At 72.8% G+C, this 22,249-nt stretch carries 22 protein-coding genes and 5 tRNA genes; 6 read left to right on the top strand and 21 right to left on the bottom strand.

Annotation, left to right across the window (positions count from 1 at the left end; all coding sequences use genetic code 11):
- Nucleotides 1-9: 9 nt before the first annotated feature.
- The 4 genes from rsmD to ACFVYI_RS24985 form a co-directional block, all read right to left on the bottom strand.
- Complete coding sequence (gene rsmD / locus ACFVYI_RS25000; RefSeq protein ID WP_387889291.1) at nt 10-594, bottom strand: 16S rRNA (guanine(966)-N(2))-methyltransferase RsmD; 585 nt, start codon at nt 592-594, stop codon at nt 10-12.
- A 132-nt stretch (nt 595-726) separates the two neighbouring features.
- Nucleotides 727-1,260 (bottom strand): hypothetical protein, encoded by a 534-nt coding sequence (locus ACFVYI_RS24995; protein WP_387889288.1) that lies wholly within the window; start codon nt 1,258-1,260, stop codon nt 727-729.
- Nucleotides 1,261-1,392: 132 nt separating this feature from the next.
- Nucleotides 1,393-3,621 carry an ATP-dependent DNA helicase RecG gene (gene recG, locus ACFVYI_RS24990; protein WP_387889286.1) on the bottom strand — a complete coding sequence of 743 codons (2,229 nt, stop codon included), beginning with the start codon at nt 3,619-3,621 and terminating at the stop codon, nt 1,393-1,395.
- 92 nt (nt 3,622-3,713) lie between these two features.
- The gene (locus ACFVYI_RS24985; protein ID WP_387889283.1) at nt 3,714-5,345 is read right to left on the bottom strand and encodes a DAK2 domain-containing protein; all 1,632 of its coding nucleotides are present in this window, start codon (nt 5,343-5,345) and stop codon (nt 3,714-3,716) included.
- A gap of 282 nt (nt 5,346-5,627) precedes the next feature.
- Between ACFVYI_RS24985 and rpmB the strand changes: the two genes are divergently transcribed.
- On the top strand, nt 5,628-5,813 hold the full coding sequence (gene rpmB, locus ACFVYI_RS24980) for a 50S ribosomal protein L28 (RefSeq protein ID WP_014138233.1): 186 nt from the start codon (nt 5,628-5,630) through the stop codon (nt 5,811-5,813).
- Between the two features lie 154 nt (nt 5,814-5,967).
- On the opposite strand, the gene thiD is transcribed toward rpmB, so the two are convergent.
- From thiD to ACFVYI_RS24965, 3 genes are all read right to left on the bottom strand, one after another.
- A complete protein-coding gene (gene thiD / locus ACFVYI_RS24975; RefSeq protein ID WP_387889280.1) occupies nt 5,968-6,813 on the bottom strand; it encodes a bifunctional hydroxymethylpyrimidine kinase/phosphomethylpyrimidine kinase in 846 nt (281 codons plus the stop codon).
- Between the two features lie 24 nt (nt 6,814-6,837).
- The gene (locus ACFVYI_RS24970) at nt 6,838-7,863 is read right to left on the bottom strand and encodes a 6-phosphofructokinase (protein WP_387889277.1); all 1,026 of its coding nucleotides are present in this window, start codon (nt 7,861-7,863) and stop codon (nt 6,838-6,840) included.
- A 178-nt stretch (nt 7,864-8,041) separates the two neighbouring features.
- Nucleotides 8,042-9,007, bottom strand: coding sequence for a thiamine-phosphate kinase (locus ACFVYI_RS24965; protein ID WP_387889274.1), 966 nt, complete (start codon nt 9,005-9,007; stop codon nt 8,042-8,044).
- 216 nt (nt 9,008-9,223) lie between these two features.
- Between ACFVYI_RS24965 and ACFVYI_RS24960 the strand changes: the two genes are divergently transcribed.
- Nucleotides 9,224-9,457 carry an Lrp/AsnC ligand binding domain-containing protein gene (locus tag ACFVYI_RS24960; RefSeq protein WP_329489740.1) on the top strand — a complete coding sequence of 78 codons (234 nt, stop codon included), beginning with the start codon at nt 9,224-9,226 and terminating at the stop codon, nt 9,455-9,457.
- Between the two features lie 20 nt (nt 9,458-9,477).
- Complete coding sequence (locus tag ACFVYI_RS24955; protein ID WP_387889271.1) at nt 9,478-9,990, top strand: DUF3515 family protein; 513 nt, start codon at nt 9,478-9,480, stop codon at nt 9,988-9,990.
- Nucleotides 9,991-10,052: 62 nt separating this feature from the next.
- Here the strand turns inward: ACFVYI_RS24955 and ACFVYI_RS24950 are convergent, their stop codons facing one another.
- From ACFVYI_RS24950 to ACFVYI_RS24940, 3 genes are all read right to left on the bottom strand, one after another.
- On the bottom strand, nt 10,053-11,195 hold the full coding sequence (locus tag ACFVYI_RS24950; RefSeq protein ID WP_387889269.1) for a D-alanine--D-alanine ligase family protein: 1,143 nt from the start codon (nt 11,193-11,195) through the stop codon (nt 10,053-10,055).
- A gap of 69 nt (nt 11,196-11,264) precedes the next feature.
- Nucleotides 11,265-12,266, bottom strand: a complete 1,002-nt coding sequence (locus ACFVYI_RS24945; protein WP_387889267.1) for an NAD(P)H-dependent glycerol-3-phosphate dehydrogenase — start codon at nt 12,264-12,266, stop codon at nt 11,265-11,267.
- A complete protein-coding gene (locus ACFVYI_RS24940) occupies nt 12,263-13,093 on the bottom strand; it encodes a lysophospholipid acyltransferase family protein (RefSeq protein WP_387889265.1) in 831 nt (276 codons plus the stop codon). Before ACFVYI_RS24940 ends, ACFVYI_RS24945 begins: the two co-directional genes overlap by 4 nt.
- Nucleotides 13,094-13,311: 218 nt before the next feature.
- Here ACFVYI_RS24940 and cofC point away from each other — a divergent pair, with 218 nt between their 5' ends.
- Complete coding sequence (gene cofC, locus ACFVYI_RS24935; RefSeq protein ID WP_387889263.1) at nt 13,312-14,043, top strand: 2-phospho-L-lactate guanylyltransferase; 732 nt, start codon at nt 13,312-13,314, stop codon at nt 14,041-14,043.
- A 43-nt stretch (nt 14,044-14,086) separates the two neighbouring features.
- Nucleotides 14,087-14,308 (top strand): hypothetical protein, encoded by a 222-nt coding sequence (locus ACFVYI_RS24930; protein WP_329489734.1) that lies wholly within the window; start codon nt 14,087-14,089, stop codon nt 14,306-14,308.
- 170 nt (nt 14,309-14,478) lie between these two features.
- Here the strand turns inward: ACFVYI_RS24930 and ACFVYI_RS24925 are convergent, their stop codons facing one another.
- The 4 genes from ACFVYI_RS24925 to leuC all read right to left on the bottom strand — a co-directional run bounded on the left by ACFVYI_RS24925 (nt 14,479) and on the right by leuC (nt 17,878).
- Nucleotides 14,479-15,192 carry an HU family DNA-binding protein gene (locus ACFVYI_RS24925; protein ID WP_387889261.1) on the bottom strand — a complete coding sequence of 238 codons (714 nt, stop codon included), beginning with the start codon at nt 15,190-15,192 and terminating at the stop codon, nt 14,479-14,481.
- 133 nt (nt 15,193-15,325) lie between these two features.
- Complete coding sequence (locus ACFVYI_RS24920) at nt 15,326-15,673, bottom strand: hypothetical protein (protein WP_380388343.1); 348 nt, start codon at nt 15,671-15,673, stop codon at nt 15,326-15,328.
- Nucleotides 15,674-15,854: 181 nt separating this feature from the next.
- Nucleotides 15,855-16,451: a 3-isopropylmalate dehydratase small subunit gene (gene leuD, locus ACFVYI_RS24915; protein ID WP_387889259.1), complete on the bottom strand. Its 597-nt coding sequence runs from the start codon at nt 16,449-16,451 to the stop codon at nt 15,855-15,857.
- A 5-nt stretch (nt 16,452-16,456) separates the two neighbouring features.
- Entirely contained in the window at nt 16,457-17,878 is a 1,422-nt protein-coding gene (leuC, locus tag ACFVYI_RS24910; protein WP_387889257.1) for a 3-isopropylmalate dehydratase large subunit, read from the bottom strand.
- Between the two features lie 229 nt (nt 17,879-18,107).
- Here leuC and ndgR point away from each other — a divergent pair, with 229 nt between their 5' ends.
- Nucleotides 18,108-18,821 carry an IclR family transcriptional regulator NdgR gene (gene ndgR / locus ACFVYI_RS24905; RefSeq protein WP_148642806.1) on the top strand — a complete coding sequence of 238 codons (714 nt, stop codon included), beginning with the start codon at nt 18,108-18,110 and terminating at the stop codon, nt 18,819-18,821.
- A 122-nt stretch (nt 18,822-18,943) separates the two neighbouring features.
- Here ndgR and ACFVYI_RS24900 read toward each other — a convergent pair.
- The 7 genes from ACFVYI_RS24900 to ACFVYI_RS24870 all read right to left on the bottom strand — a co-directional run bounded on the left by ACFVYI_RS24900 (nt 18,944) and on the right by ACFVYI_RS24870 (nt 21,949).
- Nucleotides 18,944-19,018, bottom strand: a tRNA-Gln gene (locus tag ACFVYI_RS24900).
- Between the two features lie 44 nt (nt 19,019-19,062).
- A tRNA-Glu gene (locus tag ACFVYI_RS24895) sits at nt 19,063-19,138 on the bottom strand.
- 26 nt (nt 19,139-19,164) lie between these two features.
- A tRNA-Glu gene (locus ACFVYI_RS24890) sits at nt 19,165-19,237 on the bottom strand.
- Nucleotides 19,238-19,264: 27 nt separating this feature from the next.
- Nucleotides 19,265-19,337: transfer RNA gene (locus tag ACFVYI_RS24885), tRNA-Glu, on the bottom strand.
- Nucleotides 19,338-19,375: 38 nt separating this feature from the next.
- A tRNA-Gln gene (locus ACFVYI_RS24880) sits at nt 19,376-19,447 on the bottom strand.
- Nucleotides 19,448-19,656: 209 nt separating this feature from the next.
- On the bottom strand, nt 19,657-21,156 hold the full coding sequence (gene gltX / locus ACFVYI_RS24875) for a glutamate--tRNA ligase (protein WP_387889254.1): 1,500 nt from the start codon (nt 21,154-21,156) through the stop codon (nt 19,657-19,659).
- Entirely contained in the window at nt 21,149-21,949 is an 801-nt protein-coding gene (locus tag ACFVYI_RS24870) for a fumarylacetoacetate hydrolase family protein (protein WP_387889251.1), read from the bottom strand. The genes gltX and ACFVYI_RS24870 overlap by 8 nt, the downstream gene beginning before the upstream one ends.
- Between the last annotated feature and the right edge of the window lie 300 nt (nt 21,950-22,249).

Raw genomic sequence — 22,249 nt, 5'->3', positions numbered from 1 at the left:
CTCGGCCCGCTACGAGTGTGGGCGGGCCTCGGCGGCGGCGCGACCGTACCAGAGCGTGCCCTCGCCGTAGCGGCGGGAGCGCAGCACGTCGAAGCCCTCGGGCCAGCCGAACTCGCCGCCTCGGGTGCTGCGCTCCACGGTGACGAGTGCGTCGGCCGCGAGCCAGCCCCCGGCCAGGAGTGTGATCAGCATCTCGCGCACCTCGTCGTCGGTGACGACGTACGGCGGATCGAGAAAGACCAGGTCGTACGGGGTCTCCGGGGGCGGGCCGGCGATCACCTTCTCGGCCCGGGAGGCCGCCACCACCGCGCCCGGCAGATCGACCGTCCGGACGTTCTCCCGGATCACCCGGGCCGCCTGGCCGTCGGCCTCGACCAGCAGGACGTGCTCGGCGCCGCGGGACAGCGCCTCCAGGCCGACCGCGCCCGATCCGCCGAACAGGTCCAGCATCCGGGCGCCGTGCAGGGTGCCGCGCAACGCCTCCAGCGTGGAGAACATCGCCTCGCGGGCCTTGTCGGAGGTCGGGCGGGTGCCCCGGCCGGGCGGTACGGCCAGCCGGCGGCCGCCGGCCGCCCCGGCGATGACGCGGGTCATGGTGGTGGGAGGTCCTTTCGTCGCTGCCCGACCACGCTATACGGCCCGCTCCCGCCCCGGGTCGAAGGGGCGCGCCGCAGGGCGGGCGACGCCCCGCCGGCCGGACCGGCGGGGCGTCGCGTTCACCCCGGGTCAGCTGGCGTCGGCCGAGGTGGCCTGGGGCGGGATCGCCGCGCCGAGCAGTGCCGGCGAGGCGTAGCGGGACCACGAGAGGCAGCCGTCGGGCGGGCAGAACTCGGGGCGGCGCGGGTCGTGCCCGAGCTCGCGCAGCTTGGTGCGGACGGAGTCGGGGGTGCGGCCGAAGCGGGCGGCGATCCGGGCGACGGTCTCACTGTCGTGGAACCGCCGGACCAGTTCCTCCTCGTGCTGCGGCACCCAGGGGGCGCCGTGTCCGGGGTAGAGCTCACGCAGCACGTCGCGGTCGGGGATGGGCTCGGAGACATCGGCGACGATCGCCAGCGCCCGGAGCGCGCGGTTGAGCGCGATCCGCAGCGAGGCGACGTCCTCGACCGGCAGGCGGAGCTTGCCCGAGGCGAGCGGCGCGGCGGCCGCCCCCTCGCGCCAGCCGGTCAGGGTGAGGGTGACCTCGCGGTCGTCGTCGCTGGCGAGTTCGATCCGGAAGACCTTGTCGCCCAGCGGGAGCTCGTTGAGATGACGGAATGCCATGGCAGGACCCCCAAGTGTCGTGCCAGGTACGCACCTTGAGGGTGCGTCCTGAACAACTACATTCTCTCGCGGGGGTCTGACAATCGGGCTCCGCCGACGGGCTCCCCGAAGGCTCGGCCCGGCTCCGGGTGCCTATCCCTTTTCCATGTAGGCCGCGCGGTCGGCGTCGAGCAGGCTCTCCAACGCGGTGCGCAGGTCCGGGTGGTCGGTCAGCCCCGGGTCCTCGGCGACCAGCCGGGTGGCCTCGGCGCGGGCGGTCACGATGACCTCCTCGTCCTCCAGGACGGAGAGCACCTTCAACGAGGACTTCACCCCGGACTGCGCCTGGCCGAGCACATCGCCCTCCCGCCGCTGTTCGAGGTCGATCCGGGACAGCTCGAAGCCGTCCAGGGTGGCGGCGACCGCCTCCAGCCGGGCCCGGGCCGGGCTGCCCGCCGGCATGTCGCTGACCAGCAGGCAGAGGCCGGCGGCGCTGCCGCGCCCGACCCGGCCGCGCAGCTGGTGCAGCTGGGAGACGCCGAAGCGGTCGGCGTCCATGATCACCATCGCGGTGGAGTTGGGGACGTTGACCCCGACCTCGATCACCGTGGTCGCCACCAGGACGTCCACCGCGCCGGCCGCGAACCGGCGCATCACCTCGTCCTTGGCGTCGGGCGCGAGCCGGCCGTGCAGGATCTCCACCCGGAGCCCGGCCAGCGGGCCCTTCACCAGCTTCTCGGCGGTCTCGACGACCGACAGCGGGGGGCGCCGGTCGTCGCTGCCGGCGCCCGCGTCCGGCTCCGCGCCGGTGAGCTCCTCCAGGTCCTCGGCCGGCGTGGACCTGCGCTTCTTCTTGGGGTCGGCGGGCTCCTCGTCCCCGATCCGGGGGCAGACCACGTACGCCTGGTGGCCCTTGGCCACCTCCTCGCGGACCCGCTCCCAGGCCCGCGCCAGGAAGTTGGGCTTCTCCAGCGCCGGGACGACATGGGTGGAGATCGGTGAGCGGCCGGCCGGCAGCTGGTCCAGCACCGAGGTCTCCAAGTCCCCGAAGACGGTCATCGCGACGGTGCGCGGGATCGGGGTGGCCGTCATCACCAGCAGGTGCGGCGGCTGATCGCCCTTGGCGCGCAGCGCGTCCCGCTGCTCGACGCCGAAGCGGTGCTGCTCGTCCACCACGACCAGGCCGAGGTCCTGGAACTGCACCTTGTCCTCGATCAGCGCGTGGGTGCCGATCGCGATGCCCGCGTCCCCGCAGGCCATGTCCAGCATCGCCTGGCGGCGGGCCGGCACTCCCATCGAGCCGGTCAGCAGCACCACCCGGGTGCCGAGGTCCGAGCCGCCCAGCAGGCCGCCCTCGGCAAGGTCCCCCATCATCTCGACGATCGAGCGGTGGTGCTGCTGCGCCAGGACCTCGGTGGGCGCCAGCAGGGCGGCCTGGCCGCCCGCGTCGACCACGGCGAGCATGGCGCGCAGGGCGACGAGCGTCTTGCCGGAGCCGACCTCGCCCTGGAGCAGCCGGTGCATCGGGTGTTCGGTGGCCAGGTCGGCGGCGATCTCGGCGGAGACCTTGTGCTGGCCGTCGGTGAGGGTGAACGGGAGCCGGGCGTCGAAGGCGTCCAGCAGTCCGCCCTCACGGGCCCGGCGCGGCTTGGCCGGCAGCGCGGAGTCGGCGGCCCGGCGCTGCGCCAGCGCGACCTGGAGGACGAAGGCCTCGTCCCAGCGGAGCCGGCTCTGGGCGCGTTCGCGGTCGGCCTGGTTGCGCGGGCGGTGGATCAGCTCCAGCGCCTCGGGCAACGGGATCAGGGCGTGCCGCTCGCGCAGCTCCGCGGGCAGCGGCTCGCCGACGTCGGCCAGGTGCTTGGTGAGCGCGGTCTCGATGCAGATGGACAGCTTCCAGCTGGGCATCTGGGCGCTGGCGCCGTAGACCGGGATCAGCCGGCCGGCGAACTGCTGCGCGGCGTCCGACCCGGCCTCCTCGTCGAGGAGCTGGTAGTCCGGCGAGACCAGTTGGCGGGTCCGGTTGAAGACGCCGACCTTGCCGGCGAACAGGCCCTGGGCGCCGGTCCGGAGCTCCTTCTGCCGCCAGCCCTGGTTGAAGAAGACCAGCGAGAGCCGGCTGCGGCCGTCGGTGACGACCACCTCCAGGCGGTCCCCCTTGCGGCCGCGGAACGGGATCAGGGTGACCTTCTCGATCCGGGCCAGCACGGTGACGTGCTCGTCGATCTCCAGCTCGTCCAGGCTGGTGAGCTGGCCGCGCTCGACGTAGCGGCGCGGGTAGTGGTGCAGCAGGTCACCGACCGTGCGCAGCTTGAGGCTGTCGGCGAGCACCTTGGCGGTACGGTCGCCGACGAGCTTGGTCAGTGATTCATCGAGAGCGCCCATCAGGCCCTTGTTTACACCACCGGACCGACATTCCGGGCGCCACCCGCTGCCCGGCGGCGCCCGGCGGGCCGGGTGGCCCGCCGCCCGGCCCGCTACTCCACACCGATGAGCAGCGGCGCGGACTCCTGGCCGCCGTGGAAGACCACCGCGTCGACCTCCGGCCGCCGGTGCCGGGCGTGCGCGACCAGCCGCTCGGCCAGCTCCTCGTCCGCGCCCTCGCCGAGGATCAGGGTGACGAGTTCGCCGCCCGCGCCGAGCATCCGGTCGAGCACCCTCGTTCCGACCTCGGTCGGGCCGGTGCCGATCACCACCACGTCCCCGTCGATCAGCCCGAGCACGTCCCCGGCCTGGCAGACCCCGGCCATCGTCCAGGACTCCCCCTCCGCGACGGCGAGTTCGGCGTACCGGGTGGCGCCGGCCGCGGAGGTCATGGCGACCACGTCCTCGTCGAACCGCCGGCCGGCCTCGTGCACGGCGAGCGCGGCCAGGCCCTGGACCGGCGAGCGGGTGGGCAGCACGGCGATCCGCACGCCCTCCTCGCGCAGCTGGTCGGCGGCGGCCCCGGCGGCGGCCCGCAGCTCGGGGTCGTTGAGCAGCAGGACGACCTCGCGGGCACCCGCCCGGCGGACGGCGGCGGCGAGTTCGGCACTGGCCGGCGGGCGGTCCGGGTCGGCGTGCAGGACGACGGCGCCGGCCTGCTCGCAGAGCTCGGCCAGGCCCGCGCCGGAGACCACCGAGAGCACCGCCCGGGTGCGCTCCTCGCGCTCGCCCCGGTCGTCGGCGGCGCCGGCCCGGGCGGCGGCCTCGGCGAAGTGCGTGATCCGGATCTGGTGCGGCCGGCCGGCCCCGAGGCCGGCCTCCACCGCGGCCCCCGCGTCGTCCACGTGGACGTGGACGTTCCAGAGGCCGTCGCCGCCGCCGACCACCAGCGAGTCGCCCAGTCCGGCGAGCCGCTCGCGCAGCGCGGGCAGCGCCTCGTCGGGGGCGTCCAGCAGGTAGATCACCTCGAAGGCGGGGTGGCCCGGGCCGGGGGGTCGGACGTGGCTCCCGCAGCCCTCGGCCGGCCGGACGTCCCCGCGCAGCGCGACCGGGCCCATCGGCTGGTGGCCGGCCACCGCGTCGGCGAGCGCCCCGAGGACGGCGACCAGGCCGCGCCCGCCCGCGTCCACCACACCGGCCTCGGCCAGTACGGCGAGCTGCTCGGGGGTGTGCCGCAGCGCGTCCCGGGCCGCCCGGTAGGCGGTGTCGGCGACCTGGCCGAGGCCGTCGCCGGCCCTGGTCGCCTCCCGGGCGGCCACCCGGGCGACGGTCAGCAGCGTGCCCTCGACCGGCTCGGCGACCGCCTGGTAGGCGGACTCGGCGGCCCGCTGGAGGGCGGCCCGCAGCTGGTCGGCGCCGCCGCCCTGGGCCAGCTGCTCGGCGGTGCCGCGCAGCCACTGGGCGAGGATCACGCCGGAGTTGCCCCGGGCGCCGATCAGCGCGCCGCGGGCCATCGCCCTGGCGGTCTCGGCGAGGCCGGGGACCGGGCCGCCCGCCGGATCGGTGAAGCGGCTCTCCACCGCGGCGGCGGCGGACTCCACGGTCAGGTACAGGTTGGTGCCGGTGTCACCGTCCGGGACCGGGTAGACGTTGAGTGCGTCGATCTCCTCGCGGGCCTGGCCGAGCGCGCGCAGGGCCAGCTGGCACCAGCTGCGCACGGCCGGGGCGTCGAGCGTGGTCAGCACCAGGTCTCCTCCGGATGGGACGCCGTGATGGCCTGAGAATGAACGGCGAGGGGTGGTACCGGCAGGTTATCGGGGGCCGGGGGCGGCTGCCGGAAGCAGCGAGCGCAGCGATCACCTGCGCAGACGTGGTAGTTTCGTTGAACGGAAGCAAGCGTTGTATGCTCTTCCGGTTGCCTGGAACAGTCCAGGCTCACCCCATTGATCTGATCTGGTTCACGTGAGTGCTCCGGTGGGTTGGCGGGGTTTCGAACGTAAATGATCTGAAGTCTTGGAGTGACTCCTGTGGCTGCCAACTGCGACGTCTGCGGCAAGGGGCCGGGCTTCGGCAACAGCATCTCCCACTCTCACCGCCGTACCCCCCGTCGTTGGAACCCCAACATTCAGACGGTGCGCGCTGTGATTGGGCGGACGCCGAAGCGGCTCAACGTCTGCACCTCGTGCATCAAGGCCGGTAAGGTCTCGCGCTGACGCGCAGACCGGTAAGCCGGTCCTCCAGGAAGCCGGTCCATCCTCGGATGGGCCGGCTTCCTGTTTCTCAGTACCGGCCGGTTTCTCCGAGCTCGCTCGGAGCCTCCACGGGCGGGCCCTCGGGCCCGCCCGTGGTCGTTCGCGGCCGGACCGCTCAGCGCCAGCGCCAGGCGTGGTCGACCGGGCCGATGCCGGCCCCGAGCGCGAAACCGCCGGCGATCGCGCCGGTGATGTAGGCCTTCGCCGAGGCCACCGCCCCGGGCAGCGGCTCGCCCTTGGCCAGTCCGGCGGCGATGGCGCTGGCCAGCGTGCAGCCGGTGCCGTGGGTGTGCCGGTTGTCGTAGCGGGGTGCGCGGTACCAGTGCTCCTCCCCCGCCCCGCCGTACAGCAGGTCGGCGGCCTCGCCCTCCAGGTGCCCGCCCTTCACCAGGACCCAGCGCGGCCCGAGGTCGAGCAGGGCCTTCGCCGCGTCGAGCATCTGCGCCTCGTCCTCGACGGTGCGCCCGGTGAGCTGCGTCACCTCGTGCAGGTTGGGCGTGGCGAGGGTGGCGACCGGCAGCAGCTTCTCCCGGACGGTGGCGACGGCCTCGGCGGCCAGCAGCGCGTCGCCGTGCTTGGAGACGCCGACGGGGTCGACCACCACCGGGGCGTCCACCCCGGCCAGCAGCTCGGAGACGGTCTCGACCAGCTCGATCGAGGCGAGCATGCCGGTCTTCACGGCCTGGACGCCGATGTCGTCCACCACGCTGCGGAACTGCGCCCGGACGGCCTCGGCCGGCAGCTCCCAGTAGCCCTGGACGCCGAGCGAGTTCTGCGCGGTGACGGCGGTGATCACGCTCATGCCGTGGACGCCGAGGGCCAGCATCGCCTTGAGGTCGGCCTGGATGCCGGCGCCGCCGCCGGAGTCGGAGCCGGCGACGGTGAGCACCCGCGGGGGTGCGGTGGAGGGGCCGGCCGGGGGGCGGCCGCCGGGTGCGGGGGCGGAAGACGGGAGGGACATGGGCCCCAACCTACCCGCGCCGCCTCAGAGCACGGCTTCCGATTCCGCCCAGCGGTCCTGCGGCACGGTCTTGAGGCGGGTGACCGCCTCCGCGACCGGCACCAGCTCGATGTCGTTGCCGCGCAGCGCGGTGAAGTGGCCGAAGGCACCCTTGTGGACGGCCTCCACGGCGTGCCAGCCGAACCGGGTGGCGAGCACCCGGTCCCGGGCGGTGGGGGTGCCGCCGCGCTGGGTGTGGCCGAGGATGACCGGCCGGGCCTCCTTGCCGAGCAGGTTCTCCAGCTCGTTGGCGAGGCGGTTGCCGATCCCGCCGAAGGTCCGGTGGCCGAACTGGTCGACGGCGCCGTGGTCGAAGCGCATCGTCCCGGGCATCGGGGCCGCGCCCTCGGCGACGGCGATGATGGCGAACTTCTTGCCGCGGGAGAAGCGGTCCTCGACCATCCGGGCCACCGCCTCGATGTCGAACGGCTTCTCCGGGATCAGGATGCCGTGGGCGCCGCCGGCCATCCCGGCGGTGAGGGTGATCCAGCCGGTGTGCCGGCCCATCAACTCCACCACCATCACGCGCTGGTGGGACTCGGCGGTGGTCTTCAGCCGGTCGATCGCGTCGGTCGCGACGTGCACCGCGGTGTCGAACCCGAAGGTGACGTCGGTCGCGTCGATGTCGTTGTCGATGGTCTTCGGCACGCCGACCACCGGCAGGCCGGCGTCGCTGAACATCTTGGCCGCGGTCAGGGTGCCCTCGCCGCCGATCGCGATCAGCGCGTCGATGCCGATGTCGCGGGCGAGGGTCTGCGCGTTCTCCACCGCCCAGGCGATCCGGTCGCGCTGGACCCGGGCCGAGCCCAGGATGGTGCCGCCGAGGGTCAGCAGACCGGTGACGTCGTCGTGCGAGATCGACCGGGCGCGGCCCTCGATCAGACCGAGGAAGCCGTCCTCGACACCGACGATCTCGTCGCCGTGCACATCGGTTCCCCGGTGCACCACGGAGCGGATCACCGCGTTGAGACCGGGGCAGTCGCCGCCGCTGGTCAGGACACCGATGCGCATGGTGGCTGTGCTCTCCCGCTCCGCAGTGGTTCAGACCACTCGCGTGTGGACGCGGGTGGGCCCGGTTGAGCGCAAGCCTACGCCGTCCCCCCGCCCGGGCCCGTGCGCCGCTCGCCCGGAGCGTCACGCGCCATCCGCGCACCGGGGCGCCGGGCGGGCCGGGGCGAGCGGGCCGGGGTCACTCGGCGAAGTGGTCCCAGCCGCCGACCCGGTCCCAGGGCTCGCCGTCCACCGTCACCCGGCCGCCGCGGGACGGCCGGGCCCGACCGGTCACCTCGCCCATCACCCGCCAGCGCGCGGGCAGTTGGACACCGCGCGGGAAGGTCGCCACGATCGCGTGGTCCTCGCCGCCGGAGAGCACCCAGACCAGCGGGTCCACCCCGACCGCCTGACCGATGTCGGCCATCTGCGCCGGGACGTCGAAGTCGGCGGCCCGCAGGTCGATGTCCACCCCGCTGGCCCGGGCGACGTGGCCGAGGTCGGCCACCAGCCCGTCGCTCACGTCGACCATCGCGGTGGCGCCCAACTCGGACCCGGCCGGGCCCGCGTGGTACGGCGGTTCGGGCCGGCGGTGCGCCTCGACGAAGGCGCGCGGCGAGCGGAAGCCGCGCTGCAGCACGGTCAGTCCGGCGGCGGACCAGCCGAGCCAGCCGGTGACCGCGACCACGTCGCCCACCTGAGCCCCGGCGCGCGTCACAGGCGCGCGCCCTTGGAGATCCCCGAGCGCCGTGATGGCCAGGGTGATGACGTCGCCGCGCACCACGTCGCCGCCGACCACCGTCGCGCCGGCCACCTGGCACTCGTCGCGCAGCCCGTCCATCAGCTCGGTGGCCCAGGTGGTGGGCAGGTCGGCGGGGGCGACCAGACCGAGCAGGATCGCGGTGGGCACCGCGCCCATCGCGGCCACGTCGGCGAGGTTCTGGGCGGCGGCCTTGCGGCCCACGTCGTAGGCGGTCGACCAGTCCCGGCGGAAGTGCCGGTTCTCGATCAGCACGTCCGTGGTGGCGACCACCCGGCCGTCCGGCGCCTTCACCACCGCGGCGTCGTCGCCCGGACCGAGGTCGACCGCGTCGGTGAGCGGTACCCGGGCCGTCAGCTCCCTGATGAGTCCGAACTCGCCGAGCTCGCCCACGGTCCCCTGCATCTGCCGTCCTCTCGCGTTTCCATCGGAATCAGAACTCGTGCCCCCCGCTCCCCCGCGCGCAGCGTACGCCCTCCGGGGGTGCAGAAGTCTCCCCTCCCCGGCCCGCTGCGCGGTAGCGTGGTGATCGGAATGCCGGTGAGCCCGTTCCCCACCCCCGACGCCCGAGCGGGCGATCACGGCGCCGTTCCCCGTACCCAGCCGCCGGGAGGTCCCCCCGTGGTACAGGCATACATCCTGATCCAGACCGAGGTAGGCAAGGCCACCGCCGTGGCCCGGTCCATCTCCGAGATCCCCGGCGTCCTCCAGGCCGAGGACGTGACCGGCCCGTACGACGTGATCGTGCGGGCCGAGGCCGAGACCGTGGACGACCTCGGCCGCCTGGTCGTGGCCAAGGTCCAGCAGGTCGAGGGCATCACCCGGACGTTGACCTGTCCGGTGGTCCACCTGTAAGCCCCGGCTAACATCGGCGGGTGGCCCGAGAACTGCGCTGTCCCCGCTTCCTGACGGCTCTGCCCGCACCCATCCGGTGGCTGGCCCTGCCCCTGGCGCTGAGCTGCACCGTCGTGGTGCTGCTCGGCAGCTGGGGCGCGCCCGAGAAGATCGAAGTGCCGACCCCCACCGGCAAGGTCGCCGCGTACTGCGAGGCGCTGGCCGCGGCACTGCCGTCGGAGGTGCTCGGCCACGCCCGCAAGGACCCGTCGCCCGCGTCCCCGTACGTGGCCGCCTGGGCCAGCTCGCCCCGCACCGTGCTGCGCTGCGGCGTGGACCGGCCGGAGGAGCTGAACGGCGAGCACGCCAAGGACCTCTCCCCCACCATCGACGGCGTCACCTGGTGGTCGCAGCAGCTCGACGACGGCGGCTACCGCTTCACCACGACGCTGCGCCGGGCGAACGTCGAGGTGACCGTCCCCGGCGGGGCCTTCGCCAACCCGCTCGACCCGGTCGCCGCCGTCAACGGCGCGGTGAAGGCCAACATCCCGTAGCGGCCGCACGGAGAAGGGCGGTCCGGAGGTTCCCGGACCGCCCTTCTCCGTGCCGCGTGCGCCTACCGCAGACCGGTCGAGCGGCGCAGCGCCGCCCGCAGCAGCCGGTCGATCAGCTCCGGGTAGGACAGGCCGCTGGCCTCCCACATCTTCGGGTAGGCCGAGATCGGGGTGAAGCCGGGCATGGTGTTGACCTCGTTGATCATCCAGCTGCCGTCGTCCAGCAGGAAGAAGTCCACCCGGGCCAGGCCCTCGCAACCGAGCGCCTCGAACGCGGCGACCGCCTGACGGCGGATCTCGGCGAGCTCGGCCCCGGCCAGCTCGGCCGGGATGCGCACCTCGGAGGAGTCGATGTACTTGGCCTCGAAGTCGTAGAACTCGTAGTCGCCGCCGACCAGGACCTCGGCCGGGACGCTGGCGCGCGGGCCGTCCTCGAACTCCAGCACCCCGCACTCGATCTCGCGACCGGAGACCCCGGCCTCGATGATCAGCTTGGGGTCGTGCCGGCGGGCCTCCTCGATCGCGGCGTCCAGGTCGGCGAGGTCCTTGACCTTGGTGATGCCGATGCTGGAGCCGGCCCGGCAGGGCTTGACGAACAGCGGCAGGCCGAGCTGCCCGACCCGCTCGCGGACGGCGGCGCGGCCGGCCTCGCTCTCCCACTCCCGCGGCCGGACGATGGTGTACGAGCCGACGCCCAGACCGTGCGAGGCCAGGACCCGCTTGGTGAACTCCTTGTCCATGCCCACCGCGCTGGAGAGCACGCCGTTGCCGACGTAGGGCACGCCGGACAGCTCCAGCAGACCCTGCAGGGTGCCGTCCTCGCCCCAGGGGCCGTGCAGCAGCGGGAAGACCACGTCCACCTCGCCGAGCACCTTGGGAGCGGCCCCCGGCTCGCTCCAGACCACCTCGCGGCTGTCCGGGCTCACCGGCAGCACGACCTGGCCGTCGACGGCCTCGGCGACCTGGGCGACGTCCGGCAGCCGGCCGTCGGTGATGGCCATCCGGGCCGGATCGTCGCTGACCAGCGCCCAGCGGCCCTCATGGGTGATGCCGATCGGCAGCACGTCGTACTTCTCGCGGTCGATCGCCCTGAGCACGCTGCCCGCGGTGGACACCGAGATGGCGTGCTCGGAGCTGCGGCCACCGAAGACGAGCGCTACGCGCGGCTTCGCGGACGGATTCGGGGGGGTCTGTTCGATGCTCATATCGGGTTTGAGACTACCGTGCGAGGGGTTTCCGGAGGAGTCAGCCACCCGGCCCGCGCGCCCCGGGCGTCAGTGCCGCTCGGCCTTGGCCGAGCGCGACATCAGCGTCTGCAGCGCCTCCTGGGTGGGGCGCCCGTTGTGCACCACGTCCACCACGGCCTCGACGATCGGCATGTCGACGCCGCTGCGCCGGGCCAGGTCGAGCACCGACTCGCAGGACTTGACGCCCTCCGCGGTCTGCCGGGTGGCCGCGATGGTCTCGGCGAGCGACATCCCGCGGCCCAGGTTGGTGCCGAAGGTGTTGTTGCGGGAGAGCGGCGAGGAGCAGGTCGCCACCAGATCGCCCATCCCTGCGAGTCCGGCGAAGGTGTGGGCGTCCGCGCCGAGCGCCAGCCCCAGCCTGGTCGTCTCGGCCAGCCCGCGGGTGATCAGCGTCGCCTTGGTGTTGTCGCCGAGCCCCATGCCGTTGGCCATGCCGACCGCCAGGCCGATCACGTTCTTCACCGCGCCGCCCAGCTCGCAGCCGATCACGTCGGTGTTGGTGTACGGGCGGAAGTACGGGGTGTGGCAGGCCGCCTGGAACCGCTTGGCGACCGCCTCGTCGGTGCAGGCCACCACGCTCGCGGCGGGCTGCCGGTTGGCGATCTCCCGGGCCAGGTTGGGGCCGCTGACGACCGCCACCCGCTCCGCCACGACCCCGGCGACCTCGGCGATGACCTCGCTCATCCGCTTGGCGGTGCCGAGTTCGATGCCCTTCATCAGGCTGACCAGCACGGTCTGCGGCTCGATCAGCGAGGCCCAGGAGGCCAGGTTCTCGCGCAGCGTCTGGGAGGGCACGGCGAGCACCGCGAAGTCGGCGCCGGCCAGCGCCAGTGCCGGGTCCACGGTCGCCCGGATCGACTCGGGCAACGGGACGCCGGGCAGGTAGTCCGGGTTGACGTGGGTGGTGTGGATCGCGTCCACCAGCTCCCACCGGCGCCCCCAGAGCGTCACCTCGCAGCCCGCGTCGGCCAGCACCATCGCGAACGCCGTCCCCCAGGACCCCGTTCCGAACACCGCACATCGGGTCACTTGCCGGCCTCCTCGGTACCGTTCCTGCGCGTTCCGGCGGCCCGCTGCCGCTCGGCCGCGGCCGCCTCCGCCCGGTGCCGGGCCGCGGCGCGCATGTCGTAGCGCTCGGGCGGCGGTTCCTCGCCGCGGATCCCGGCCAGCACCTCGGTGATCGCCTGCATGATGTCCTCGGTGGCGTCCCGGAGCACCTGGGCGGTCAGCTCCTGGCCCTGGTACTTGCTCAGGTCCACGGCCGGCCCGGCCGCCACCGTCACCCGGTGGCGCGGGAACAGGTTGAACCGGCTCTTCCCGGAGCCGCCCCGGCCGTACGGCGGGATGATCTCGTGCGCACCCCAGTGCGCCACCGGAATGACCGGCGCACCGGTCATCAGCGCGACCCGGGCCACCCCGCTCTTGCCGGTCATCGGCCACAGGTCCGGGTCCCGGGTGAGCGTGCCCTCCGGGTAGAACTGGACGCACTGCCCGCCGTTCACCGCGTCGATGGCGGCCCGGAAGGCGTGCGCGGCGTCGGTCGACTCGCGGAACACCGGGATCTGCCCGGTCTTGCGCAGCATGAAGCCGATGAACGGGACCGAGAACAGCGAGGACTTGCCGAGGATGCGCGGCGGGCGTCCGCTGTTGTACTGCCAGTGCGCGTACACCACGGGGTCGATGATCGAGTTGTGGTTGACCGCGGCGATGAAGCCGCCCTCCTTCGGCAGGTGCTCCCAGCCCCGCCAGTCGGGCTTGACCAGCGCGGTCGTCACCGGCTTCACCAGCACGGCCGCGAAGCGGTACCAGATGCCGTAGTCGGCGTTGCCGAAGCTGGCGTACGAGCGGCGGGCCACCCCAGGTCCTCCTCATCCGGTGCGGCACGTGGGGTGCCGCAGTCTCTCGCCTCCCGCGACCCCCGTCGGACGGGGCCCGGGCGCGGAACAGTCTCGCCCGACCGCGAACCGGCTGTCGAGCAACCCCGCCAGCACGTCGGGCGGGCGTGACCAAACGCACGTCCGCACAGTTCGGACGGCCTGGCGAGGGTTCCGGGACCGGCGTCACAATGACGCCGATGACCCAGGACACCGTACGCCCCAGCGGGCCCGTCGCGCCCCCCGCACCCACCGCCGGCTGGTCGCTGGTGCTGCCGCTCAAGCGGCTCGCCCTGGCGAAGACCCGCCTGGCGCCCTTCGCCGGACCGCACCGCGCGGACCTGGCGCTCTCCTTCGCGCTGGACACCGTGACCGCCGCGCTGGCCACCCCGGGCGTGTCCCGGGTCCTGGTGGTCACCCGCGACGCGGCGGCGGGCGAGCGCCTGGCCGCGCTCGGCGCGGTCGTCGTCGGCGACGAACCGGGCGGCGGCCTCAACGACGCACTGGCGCACGGCGCGGCGGCCGCGCTGGCCCTCGCCCCGCGCGCCCCGCTGGCCGCGCTCTCCGCCGACCTGCCGGCCCTGCGCCCGGCCGAACTGGCCCGGGTGCTGGCCGCGGCCGGACCCGCCGGGCGGGCGTTCCTGGCCGACACCCCCGGGTTGGGCACCACCCTGCTCGCCTGCGCCCCCGGCCGTCCGCTCGCCCCCGCCTTCGGCGACGGCTCCCGGGCCCGGCACGCGGCCGGCGGCGCCCGCGAACTGCGCCTGGACGGCGTGGAGTCGGTGCGCCGGGACGTGGACACCGGCGCCGACCTCGGCGAGGCCCTCGCGCTCGGCGTCGGCCCGCACACCGGCGCCCTGTCGGCCCGGCTCGCGGACGCGCTCGGGCTCCCCGCGCCGAAGCGCTCCGGGAGCCCCCGCGGCCGGCGCTGAACTGCCTCCCGGGCCTGTCGGTGGTGCTCGCTATGCTGCTTCCATGCAGGCCACCGCGTTCACCTTCGACCCCGCCACCCGGGCCGGCTCCGTGCTGCTCGACGACGGGACCCCGGTGCCGTTCGACGCGGCCGCCTTCGACGCCGGCGGCCTGCGGCTGCTGCGCCCCGGCCAGCGGGTGCGGATCCGCACCGAGGGCGCGGGCGATGCCCGCCGGGTGGTCTTCCTGACGCTGCAGACCTTCCCGGACCCGGCCGAGGCCTGACCGGCCCCGCACGGGCGCCCCGGCGGTTTCCCTCCCCGTTCTCCCCGCCGGCCGGTGCGGGAGACCTGCCGAGCGGACCACCGGGCCCGGAAAACGGAAGAGCCGTGGCGGCCCGACCACCCGGAATTCCGGGTGGGGGTGCGCCACGGCCCTGGAAAGCCGTCCGACGACTACTTCGCGCTGGTCTTGCGCGCGGTGGTCTTGCGGGTGGCGGTCTTCTTCGCGGGAGCCGTCTTCTTGGCCGTGGCGGTCGCCTTCTTGGCGGTGGCCGTGGTCTTCTTGGCGGCGGCGGTGGTCGCCGTCTTCTTGGCGGCGGCGGCCGTCTTCTTCGTCGCGGCGGCCGTGGTCTTCTTGGCGGCGGCGGCCGTGGTCTTCTTGGTGGCGGTCGCCTTCTTGGCGGCGGTGGCCGTGGTCTTCTTGGCGGCGGCCGTGGTCGCCGTCTTCTTGGCAGCGGCCTTCTTGGTCGCGGCGGCCGGGGTCGCGGCGGCCGCGGCGGCACGCTTGGTGGCGGCGCGCTTGGCGGCCGGGGTCGCGGCGACACCGCTCTTGCCCGGGGTGAGGGAGCCCTTGGGGGCCTTCTTCACCGAGGGGCCTTCCTTCGGCAGCTTCTTGCTGCCGCTGACCAGGTCCTTGAAGCCCTGGCCGGGACGGAAGCGGGGCACCGAGGTCTTCTTGACCTTGACCTTCTCGCCGGTCTGCGGGTTGCGGGCGAAGCGCGCGGAGCGCTCCACCTTCTCAAAGGTGCCAAAACCGGTGACCGACACCCGGTCACCGGCCACAACGGCACGGACCATGGTGTCGAGCACTGCGTCGACGGCCTCTGCGGCAGCCTTGCGACCGCCCAGCTGCTCGGCCACCGCTTCGACAAGCTGAGCCTTGTTCACGTCTTCCCCTTCGGAAACGGGCGCCGGATGATTCCATCCGTTCATTTCGCACGTTAGGTATGTATCTGCGGACTTTCAATTACCAAACGCGCGAATCACCCTAGTGTCGCAATGGATTTGCGCGTCGGCGACCTCAGGCGACGGGCGGGCGCCCCTCGTCGAGGTCATGCACAAAGCGACTCAACCGCCTTGCCGCCTCCGGAAGATCGCGCTTGGCGGCCTCGGTGACGATGAGGAGTTGACGGGTGAGAGCGGTCTTTGCATCGGCAGACACGTTCAGCGCATGCACGCGGGCGTGAGCTTGCTTCAACCGCTCGGCCACAAGCGCGTAGAGCGCTGCGACTTCCGGGTCGTCCGGCCCCTCAGCAGGTGAGGTGGCGGCGTCCGGCCGATCGTCAATTCGGCGTTCGGATCCCCGGCCCGTGGACTCCGGTGACGCGGGTTCGCCGCCCGCGTACGGAGGTTCATGGTGCCGGTGCATGTACTGATTGTGCCATCTACCCGCAGTTGTGCTTGCGCGGGGCCTCTGCGGCAATGCCAAATCGGCAATCGGGGGCCGGCTCCGGACGGTAACTCCGGGCCCGGAACGGCGGATGGTCCGCCCCCCCGAGGGGAGGCGGACCATCCGGTGGAACGTCAGAATGCTTGTTCTCTCACGGGGCTCAGGCGACCGGCAGAGTACGCGGCTTGAAGGCGGGCCGGGTCTGTTCGAAGGTCGCGATGTCGGCCTCGTTCTGCAGGGTGATGCTGATGTCGTCCAGGCCGTTCAGCAACCGCCAACGAACGTTGTCGTCCAGCTCGAACGGGGCCGTGATGCCCTCGGCGCGCACCTCGCGGGCCTCCAGGTCGACGGTGATCTCGGCCGTCGGATCGGCCTCCACGAGCTCCTGGAGCCGCTCCACGGTCTCCTGCGGCAGCACGACCGTGAGCAGGCCGTTCTTCAGCGAGTTGCCGCGGAAGATGTCGGCGAAGCGGGACGAGACGACCGCGTGGAATCCGTAGTTCTGCAGGGCCCAGACGGCGTGCTCGCGGGAGGAGCCGGTACCGAATTCGGGGCCGGCCAGCAGGACGGTCGCGCCCTGCCGCTCGGGCCGGTTCAGGATGAACGACTCGTCCTTGCGCCAGGCCTCGAACAGTCCGTCCTCGAAACCGGAACGAGTGACCTTCTTGAGCCAATGGGCCGGAATGATCTGATCGGTGTCGACGTTGCTGCGGCGCAGCGGAACGGCCCGGCCGGTGTGGGTGGTGAACTTCTCCATGCTGCTCAGGCCTCCACAGCGACGTTGGACGAGAGATCGGCGGGTGCGGCCAGTCGGCCGAGCAGCGCGGTCGCGGCGGCGACCTGCGGCGACACCAGGTGGGTGCGGCCGCCCTTCCCCTGGCGACCCTCGAAGTTGCGGTTCGAGGTGGAGGCGCAGCGCTCGCCGGGGGCCAGCTGGTCGGGGTTCATGCCCAGGCACATCGAGCAGCCCGCGTGGCGCCATTCGGCACCGGCGGCGGTGAACACCTTGTCCAGGCCCTCCTCGACGGCCTGCAGGGCGACCCGCACCGAGCCGGGGACGACCAGCATCCGCACGCCGTCGGCGATCTTCCGGCCGTCCAGGACGGCCGCGGCGGCCCGCAGGTCCTCGATCCGGCCGTTGGTGCAGGAGCCGACGAAGACGGCGTCCACCTTGACCTCGCGCAGCGGGGTGCCGGCCTCCAGGCCCATGTACTTCAGGGCGTTCTCGGCGGCGGTCCGCTCCTGCGGGTCGGCGAAGGAGGCCGGGTCCGGGACGTTGGCGCCGAGCGGCGCGCCCTGACCCGGGTTGGTGCCCCAGGTGACGAACGGGGTCAGCTGGGTGGCGTCGATGAAGATCTCGTGGTCGAAGACCGCGTCCTCGTCGGTGCCCAGGGTCTTCCAGTACTCGACCGCGGCGTCCCAGTCCTCGCCCTGGGGTGCGTGCGGGCGGCCCTGCAGGTAGTCGAAGGTGGTCTGGTCGGGGGCGATCATGCCGGCCCGGGCGCCCGCCTCGATGGACATGTTGCAGATGGTCATCCGGGCCTCCATGGAGAGGCTGCGGATGGCCGAGCCGCGGTACTCCAGGACGTAGCCCTGGCCGCCGCCGGTGCCGATCTTGGTGATGATCGCCAGGATCAGGTCCTTGGCCGTGACGCCCTCGGGCAGCTCGCCCTCGACGGTGATCGCCATCGTCCGGAACGGCGCCAGCGGCAGGGTCTGGGTGGCCAGGACGTGCTCGACCTGGCTGGTGCCGATGCCGAACGCGAGCGCGCCGAACGCGCCGTGGGTGGAGGTGTGGGAGTCGCCGCAGACCACGGTGGTGCCCGGCTGGGTCAGACCGAGCTGCGGGCCGACGACGTGCACGACGCCCTGCTCGACGTCGCCCAGGGAGTGGATCCGGACACCGAACTCGGCGGCGTTGCGGCGCAGCGTCTCCAGCTGGACCCGGGAGACCGGGTCGGCGATCGGCTTGTCGATGTCCAGGGTCGGGGTGTTGTGGTCCTCGGTGGCGATCGTGAGATCGGTCCGGCGGACCGTGCGTCCGGCCAGCCGGAGGCCGTCGAAGGCCTGCGGGCTGGTCACCTCGTGGAGCAGGTGCAGGTCGATGAAGAGCAGGTCGGGCTCGCCCTCCGCGCGCCGCACGACGTGGTCGTCCCAGACCTTCTCTGCGAGTGTCCGTCCCATCGGATTCCCTCCAGCCGGCCGCGTTGCCGGCCTTCTCGTGTCATCGGGGTCACTGCTTCCGCCGCCCTGTGAGGCGCGCCGCGTGACCTGCACGCCGGATCGGTGTCCACCATGCGGACACTCTGTTGAGGCCGCATCCTGGATGTCTCCCGGGCTGCTGCATCCAGAGTGGCGCTTTTCTCGGAAGATTGAACTTGCGTCTCGCGGAATGAGACTGCAGTCTTAGGGCATGGACAACTCTAGCGGCGTCGGCGTTCTCGACAAGGCCGCTCTGGTGCTGAGCGCACTGGAGTCGGGCCCCGCCACGTTGGCGGGGCTGGTCGCCGCCACCGGTCTGGCGCGGCCCACGGCCCACCGGCTCGCCGTCGCACTCGAACATCACCGACTGGTCACCAGGGACATGCAGGGCCGGTTCATCCTCGGCCCCCGTCTCTCCGAACTCTCCGCCGCGGCGGGCGAGGACCGGCTGCTCGCCACCGCGGGCCCGGTCCTGACCCACCTGCGCGACGTCACCGGCGAGAGCGCACAGCTCTACCGCCGGCAGGGCGAGATGCGGATCTGCGTCGCCGCCGCCGAGCGGCTCTCCGGTCTGCGGGACACCGTCCCGGTCGGCAGCACCCTGCCGATGAAGGCCGGCTCCGCCGCCCAGGTCCTGCTGGCCTGGGAGGAGCCCGAGCGGCTCCACCGCGGCCTCCAGGGCGCCCGCTTCACCGCGACCGCGCTGAGCGGCGTCCGACGCCGCGGCTGGGCCCAGTCGATCGGGGAGCGGGAGCCGGGCGTGGCGTCCGTCTCCGCGCCCGTCCGCGGCCCCTCCAACCGGGTCGTGGCCGCCGTCTCCGTCTCCGGCCCGATCGAGCGCCTGACCCGCCACCCGGGCCGGCTGCACGCCCAGGCCATCATCGAGGCCGCCAACCGGCTCACCGAGGCCCTGCGCCGCGGCTGACCACCCCCACAACACCGAAAGGGCCCGCGCACCGAGGTGCGCGGGCCCTTTCCGAGGAATCACCCGGAAATGCGACCGGAAAACACAAAAGGCCCTGGCGGACCAGGGCCTTGCTTCACTACTGGCTGGGGTACCAGGACTCGAACCTAGACTAAATGAACCAGAATCACTCGTGCTGCCAATTACACCATACCCCAACAAAGCAATCAGCCGATGGGTCAAGCCCACCGGCTTAATGCTCTGGTACCCCCGACCGGATTCGAACCGGCGCTACTGCCGTGAGAGGGCAGCGTGCTAGGCCGCTACACAACGGGGGCTTCCTAACGACCTCTTGCGAGATCAGTACCCCCGACCGGATTCGAACCGGCGCTACTGCCGTGAGAGGGCAGCGTGCTAGGCCGCTACACAACGGGGGCTTTCCAGGTGATCCCTTGCGGGATCAGTACCCCCGACCGGATTCGAACCGGCGCTACTGCCGTGAGAGGGCAGCGTGCTAGGCCGCTACACAACGGGGGCTTGATCTTTGTTTGTACTGCGGTACTGCTCGTACTGCGCTGGGGTACCAGGACTCGAACCTAGACTAAATGAACCAGAATCACTCGTGCTGCCAATTACACCATACCCCACCAGAGTTGAACCCCTGCGGGCCCTTCTCAGGCGTTGCGCCCCTCGCTCGGTCCCGACGGGGTTTCACTCCCTCGTCCGTTCCCTCCCGGGCGGCGCAGAAAGAACATTACCCGACGTCCGGCCCCGGTCCAAAATCGATAACCCCAGGCAGCGGCCGGGGCGGCTGCGGACCAGGTCAGAACCTGGCCCGCAGCCGCCCGCGACGGCCTCAGGCAGCCGGGACGGCGGCCAGCGCGGCGTTCAGCCGGCGCAGCGTCTCGGGGCGCCCGAGCAGCTCCATCGACTCGAAGAGCGGCGGGGAGACCCGACGGCCGGTGACGGCCACCCGCAGCGGCGTGAAGGCGAACTTGGGCTTGATGCCCAGCCCCTCCACCAGCGCCGCGCGCAGTGCGGCCTGGATCGGCTCGGGCGAGAAGTCCGCCAGCTCCTCCAGCGCCTTGATGCTGGCCTCCAGCACCGGACGGGCGTCCGCGGTCAGCACCTTGGCGGCGTCGTCCGCGTCCAGCGCGAAGTCCGCCGGGTCGACGAAGAGGAAGCCCGCCATGGTGACGATCTCGCTCAGCACGACCATCCGCTCCTGGGTGAGCGGTGCCACCTTGGCCAGCAGCTCCAGCTGCTCGGCGGTCGGCTCGGCCGGCAGCAGACCGGGCGCCTGCAGGTACGGCACCAGCCGGCGGACGAAGTCCTCCGGGGCCAACCGGCGCAGGTGCTCGGCGTTGATGTGCTCGCACTTCTTGAGGTCGAAGCGGGCCGGGTTGGCGTTGACGTCCGCGATGTCGAAGGCCGCGACCAACTGCTCCACGGAGAAGATGTCGTCGTCCGCGGAGAGCGACCAGCCCAGCAGCGACAGGTAGTTGAGCAGGCCCTCGGGGATGAAGCCGCGCTCGCGGTACAGGTTGAGCGAGGCCTGCGGGTCGCGCTTCGAGAGCTTCTTGTTGCCCTCGCCCATCACGTACGGCAGGTGGCCGAAGCGCGGGGTGCTGCCGTCGCCGACGCCGATCTCGGCGAGCGCGGCGTACAGCGCGACCTGGCGCGGGGTCGAGGAGAGCAGGTCCTCGCCGCGCAGCACGTGGGTGATGCCCATGAGGGCGTCGTCCACCGGGTTGACCAGGGTGTAGAGCGGCGCGCCGTTGGCCCGGACGATGCCGTAGTCGGGCACGTTCTCCGGCTCGAAGGTGAGCGTGCCGCGCACCAGGTCGTCGAAGGAGATGGTGCGGTCGGGCATCCGGAACCGCAGGATCGGCTCGCGCTTCTCCAACTTGTAGACGGCGACCTGGTCGTCCGTCAGCTCCCGGCAGTGGCCGTCGTAGCCGGAGGGCCGGCCGGCCGCGCGGGCGGCCTCGCGGCGGGCGTCGAGCTCCTCGGTGGAGCAGTAGCAGTGGTAGGCGTGGCCGGCCTCGTGGAGCCGGCGCGCGACGTCGGCGTAGATCTCCATCCGCTGCGACTGGCGGTACGGCTCGTGCGGGCCGCCGATCTCCGGGCCCTCGTCCCAGTCGAAGCCGAGCCAGCGCATGGCGTCGAGCAGCTGCCGGTACGACTCCTCGGAGTCGCGGGCGGAGTCGGTGTCCTCGATCCGGAAGACCATCGTGCCGCCGTTGTGGCGGGCGAAGGCCCAGTTGAAGAGGGCCGTACGGACCAGACCCACGTGCGGGTTGCCGGTCGGGGACGGACAGAAGCGAACCCGAACGCTCGGGTCAGTGTTAGCCACGCTTGATCACCTTGTTGGCGAGAGTGCCGATGCCTTCGATGGAGACGGCGACCTCGTCGCCGACGTTGAGCGGGCCCACCCCAGCGGGTGTGCCGGTGAGGATGACGTCGCCGGGCAGCAGCGTCATGGCCTCGGAGATGTGGACGATCAGCTCGGCGACCGAGCGGATCATCAGGGAGGTGCGCCCGGTCTGCCGCAGCTCGCCGTTGACCGTGCAGGTGATGGCGAGGTCGCTCGGGTCGAGATCGGTCTCGATCCACGGACCCAGCGGGCAGGCGGTGTCGAAGCCCTTGGCGCGGGCCCACTGGCCCTCGCGCTGCTGGACGTCGCGCGCCGTGAGGTCGTTGGCGCAGGTGTAGCCGAGGACGACCTCGGGCACCCGGTCCAGCGGGACCTCGCGGCACATCCTGCCGATGACCACGGCCAGCTCGGCCTCGTGGTGGACGTCGGAGGAGAACGGCGGGTACGCGATGGACTCGGTCGGGCCGATCACCGAGGTCGACGGCTTGAAGAAGGTCAGCGGGACGTCCGGGACGTCGTTGCCGAGCTCGGCCGCGTGGGCGGCGTAGTTGCGGCCGACCGCGACGATCTTGTTCGGCAGCATCGGGCTGAGCAGCCGCACGTCCTGGAAGCGGTAGCTCTCGCCGGTGGGTTGGGGCTGCCCGAACGGGTGACCGGCCAGGGCGTGGACGACCAGGGACTCGGGCTGGGCCGGGTCGCCCTCGACCACACCGAAGGAGACGCTGCCGGCGGCAGGGCTCCCCTCTCGGACGGAAAACCTGGCAATGCGCACGGCTGGGCTACCCCTCGCTTCGTCGGCCGCCCGGGGCGCCCCCGGGCGCTGCTGGGCGCCGCACCCAGTGGGCCCGGCCCCGCTCAATCGTCGACCAGGCTATCGCGTGGGGCCCGTCCCGACCCTTCGGCCCTGCTCAGCGCGGTGACGCCGGGCCCCAGGCGAGCCGACGAACTCCGCGAGCGGGCGACAAAAAGGGCGCCGTGGGGGGCCCCACCCGGGGGCCACGGCGCCCGCCGGCGCGCCCGGGGGGGGGGGGCCCGGGCGGGGGCCGCCCGGCCGGGCCCACCCGGCCGCGCC

Source organism: Kitasatospora sp. NPDC058218 (genome assembly GCF_042882445.1).
Lineage (GTDB): Bacteria > Actinomycetota > Actinomycetes > Streptomycetales > Streptomycetaceae > Kitasatospora.
The sequence above is the reverse complement of the archived record's forward strand: the minus strand, read 5'-3'. Positions and strand labels throughout refer to the sequence as shown.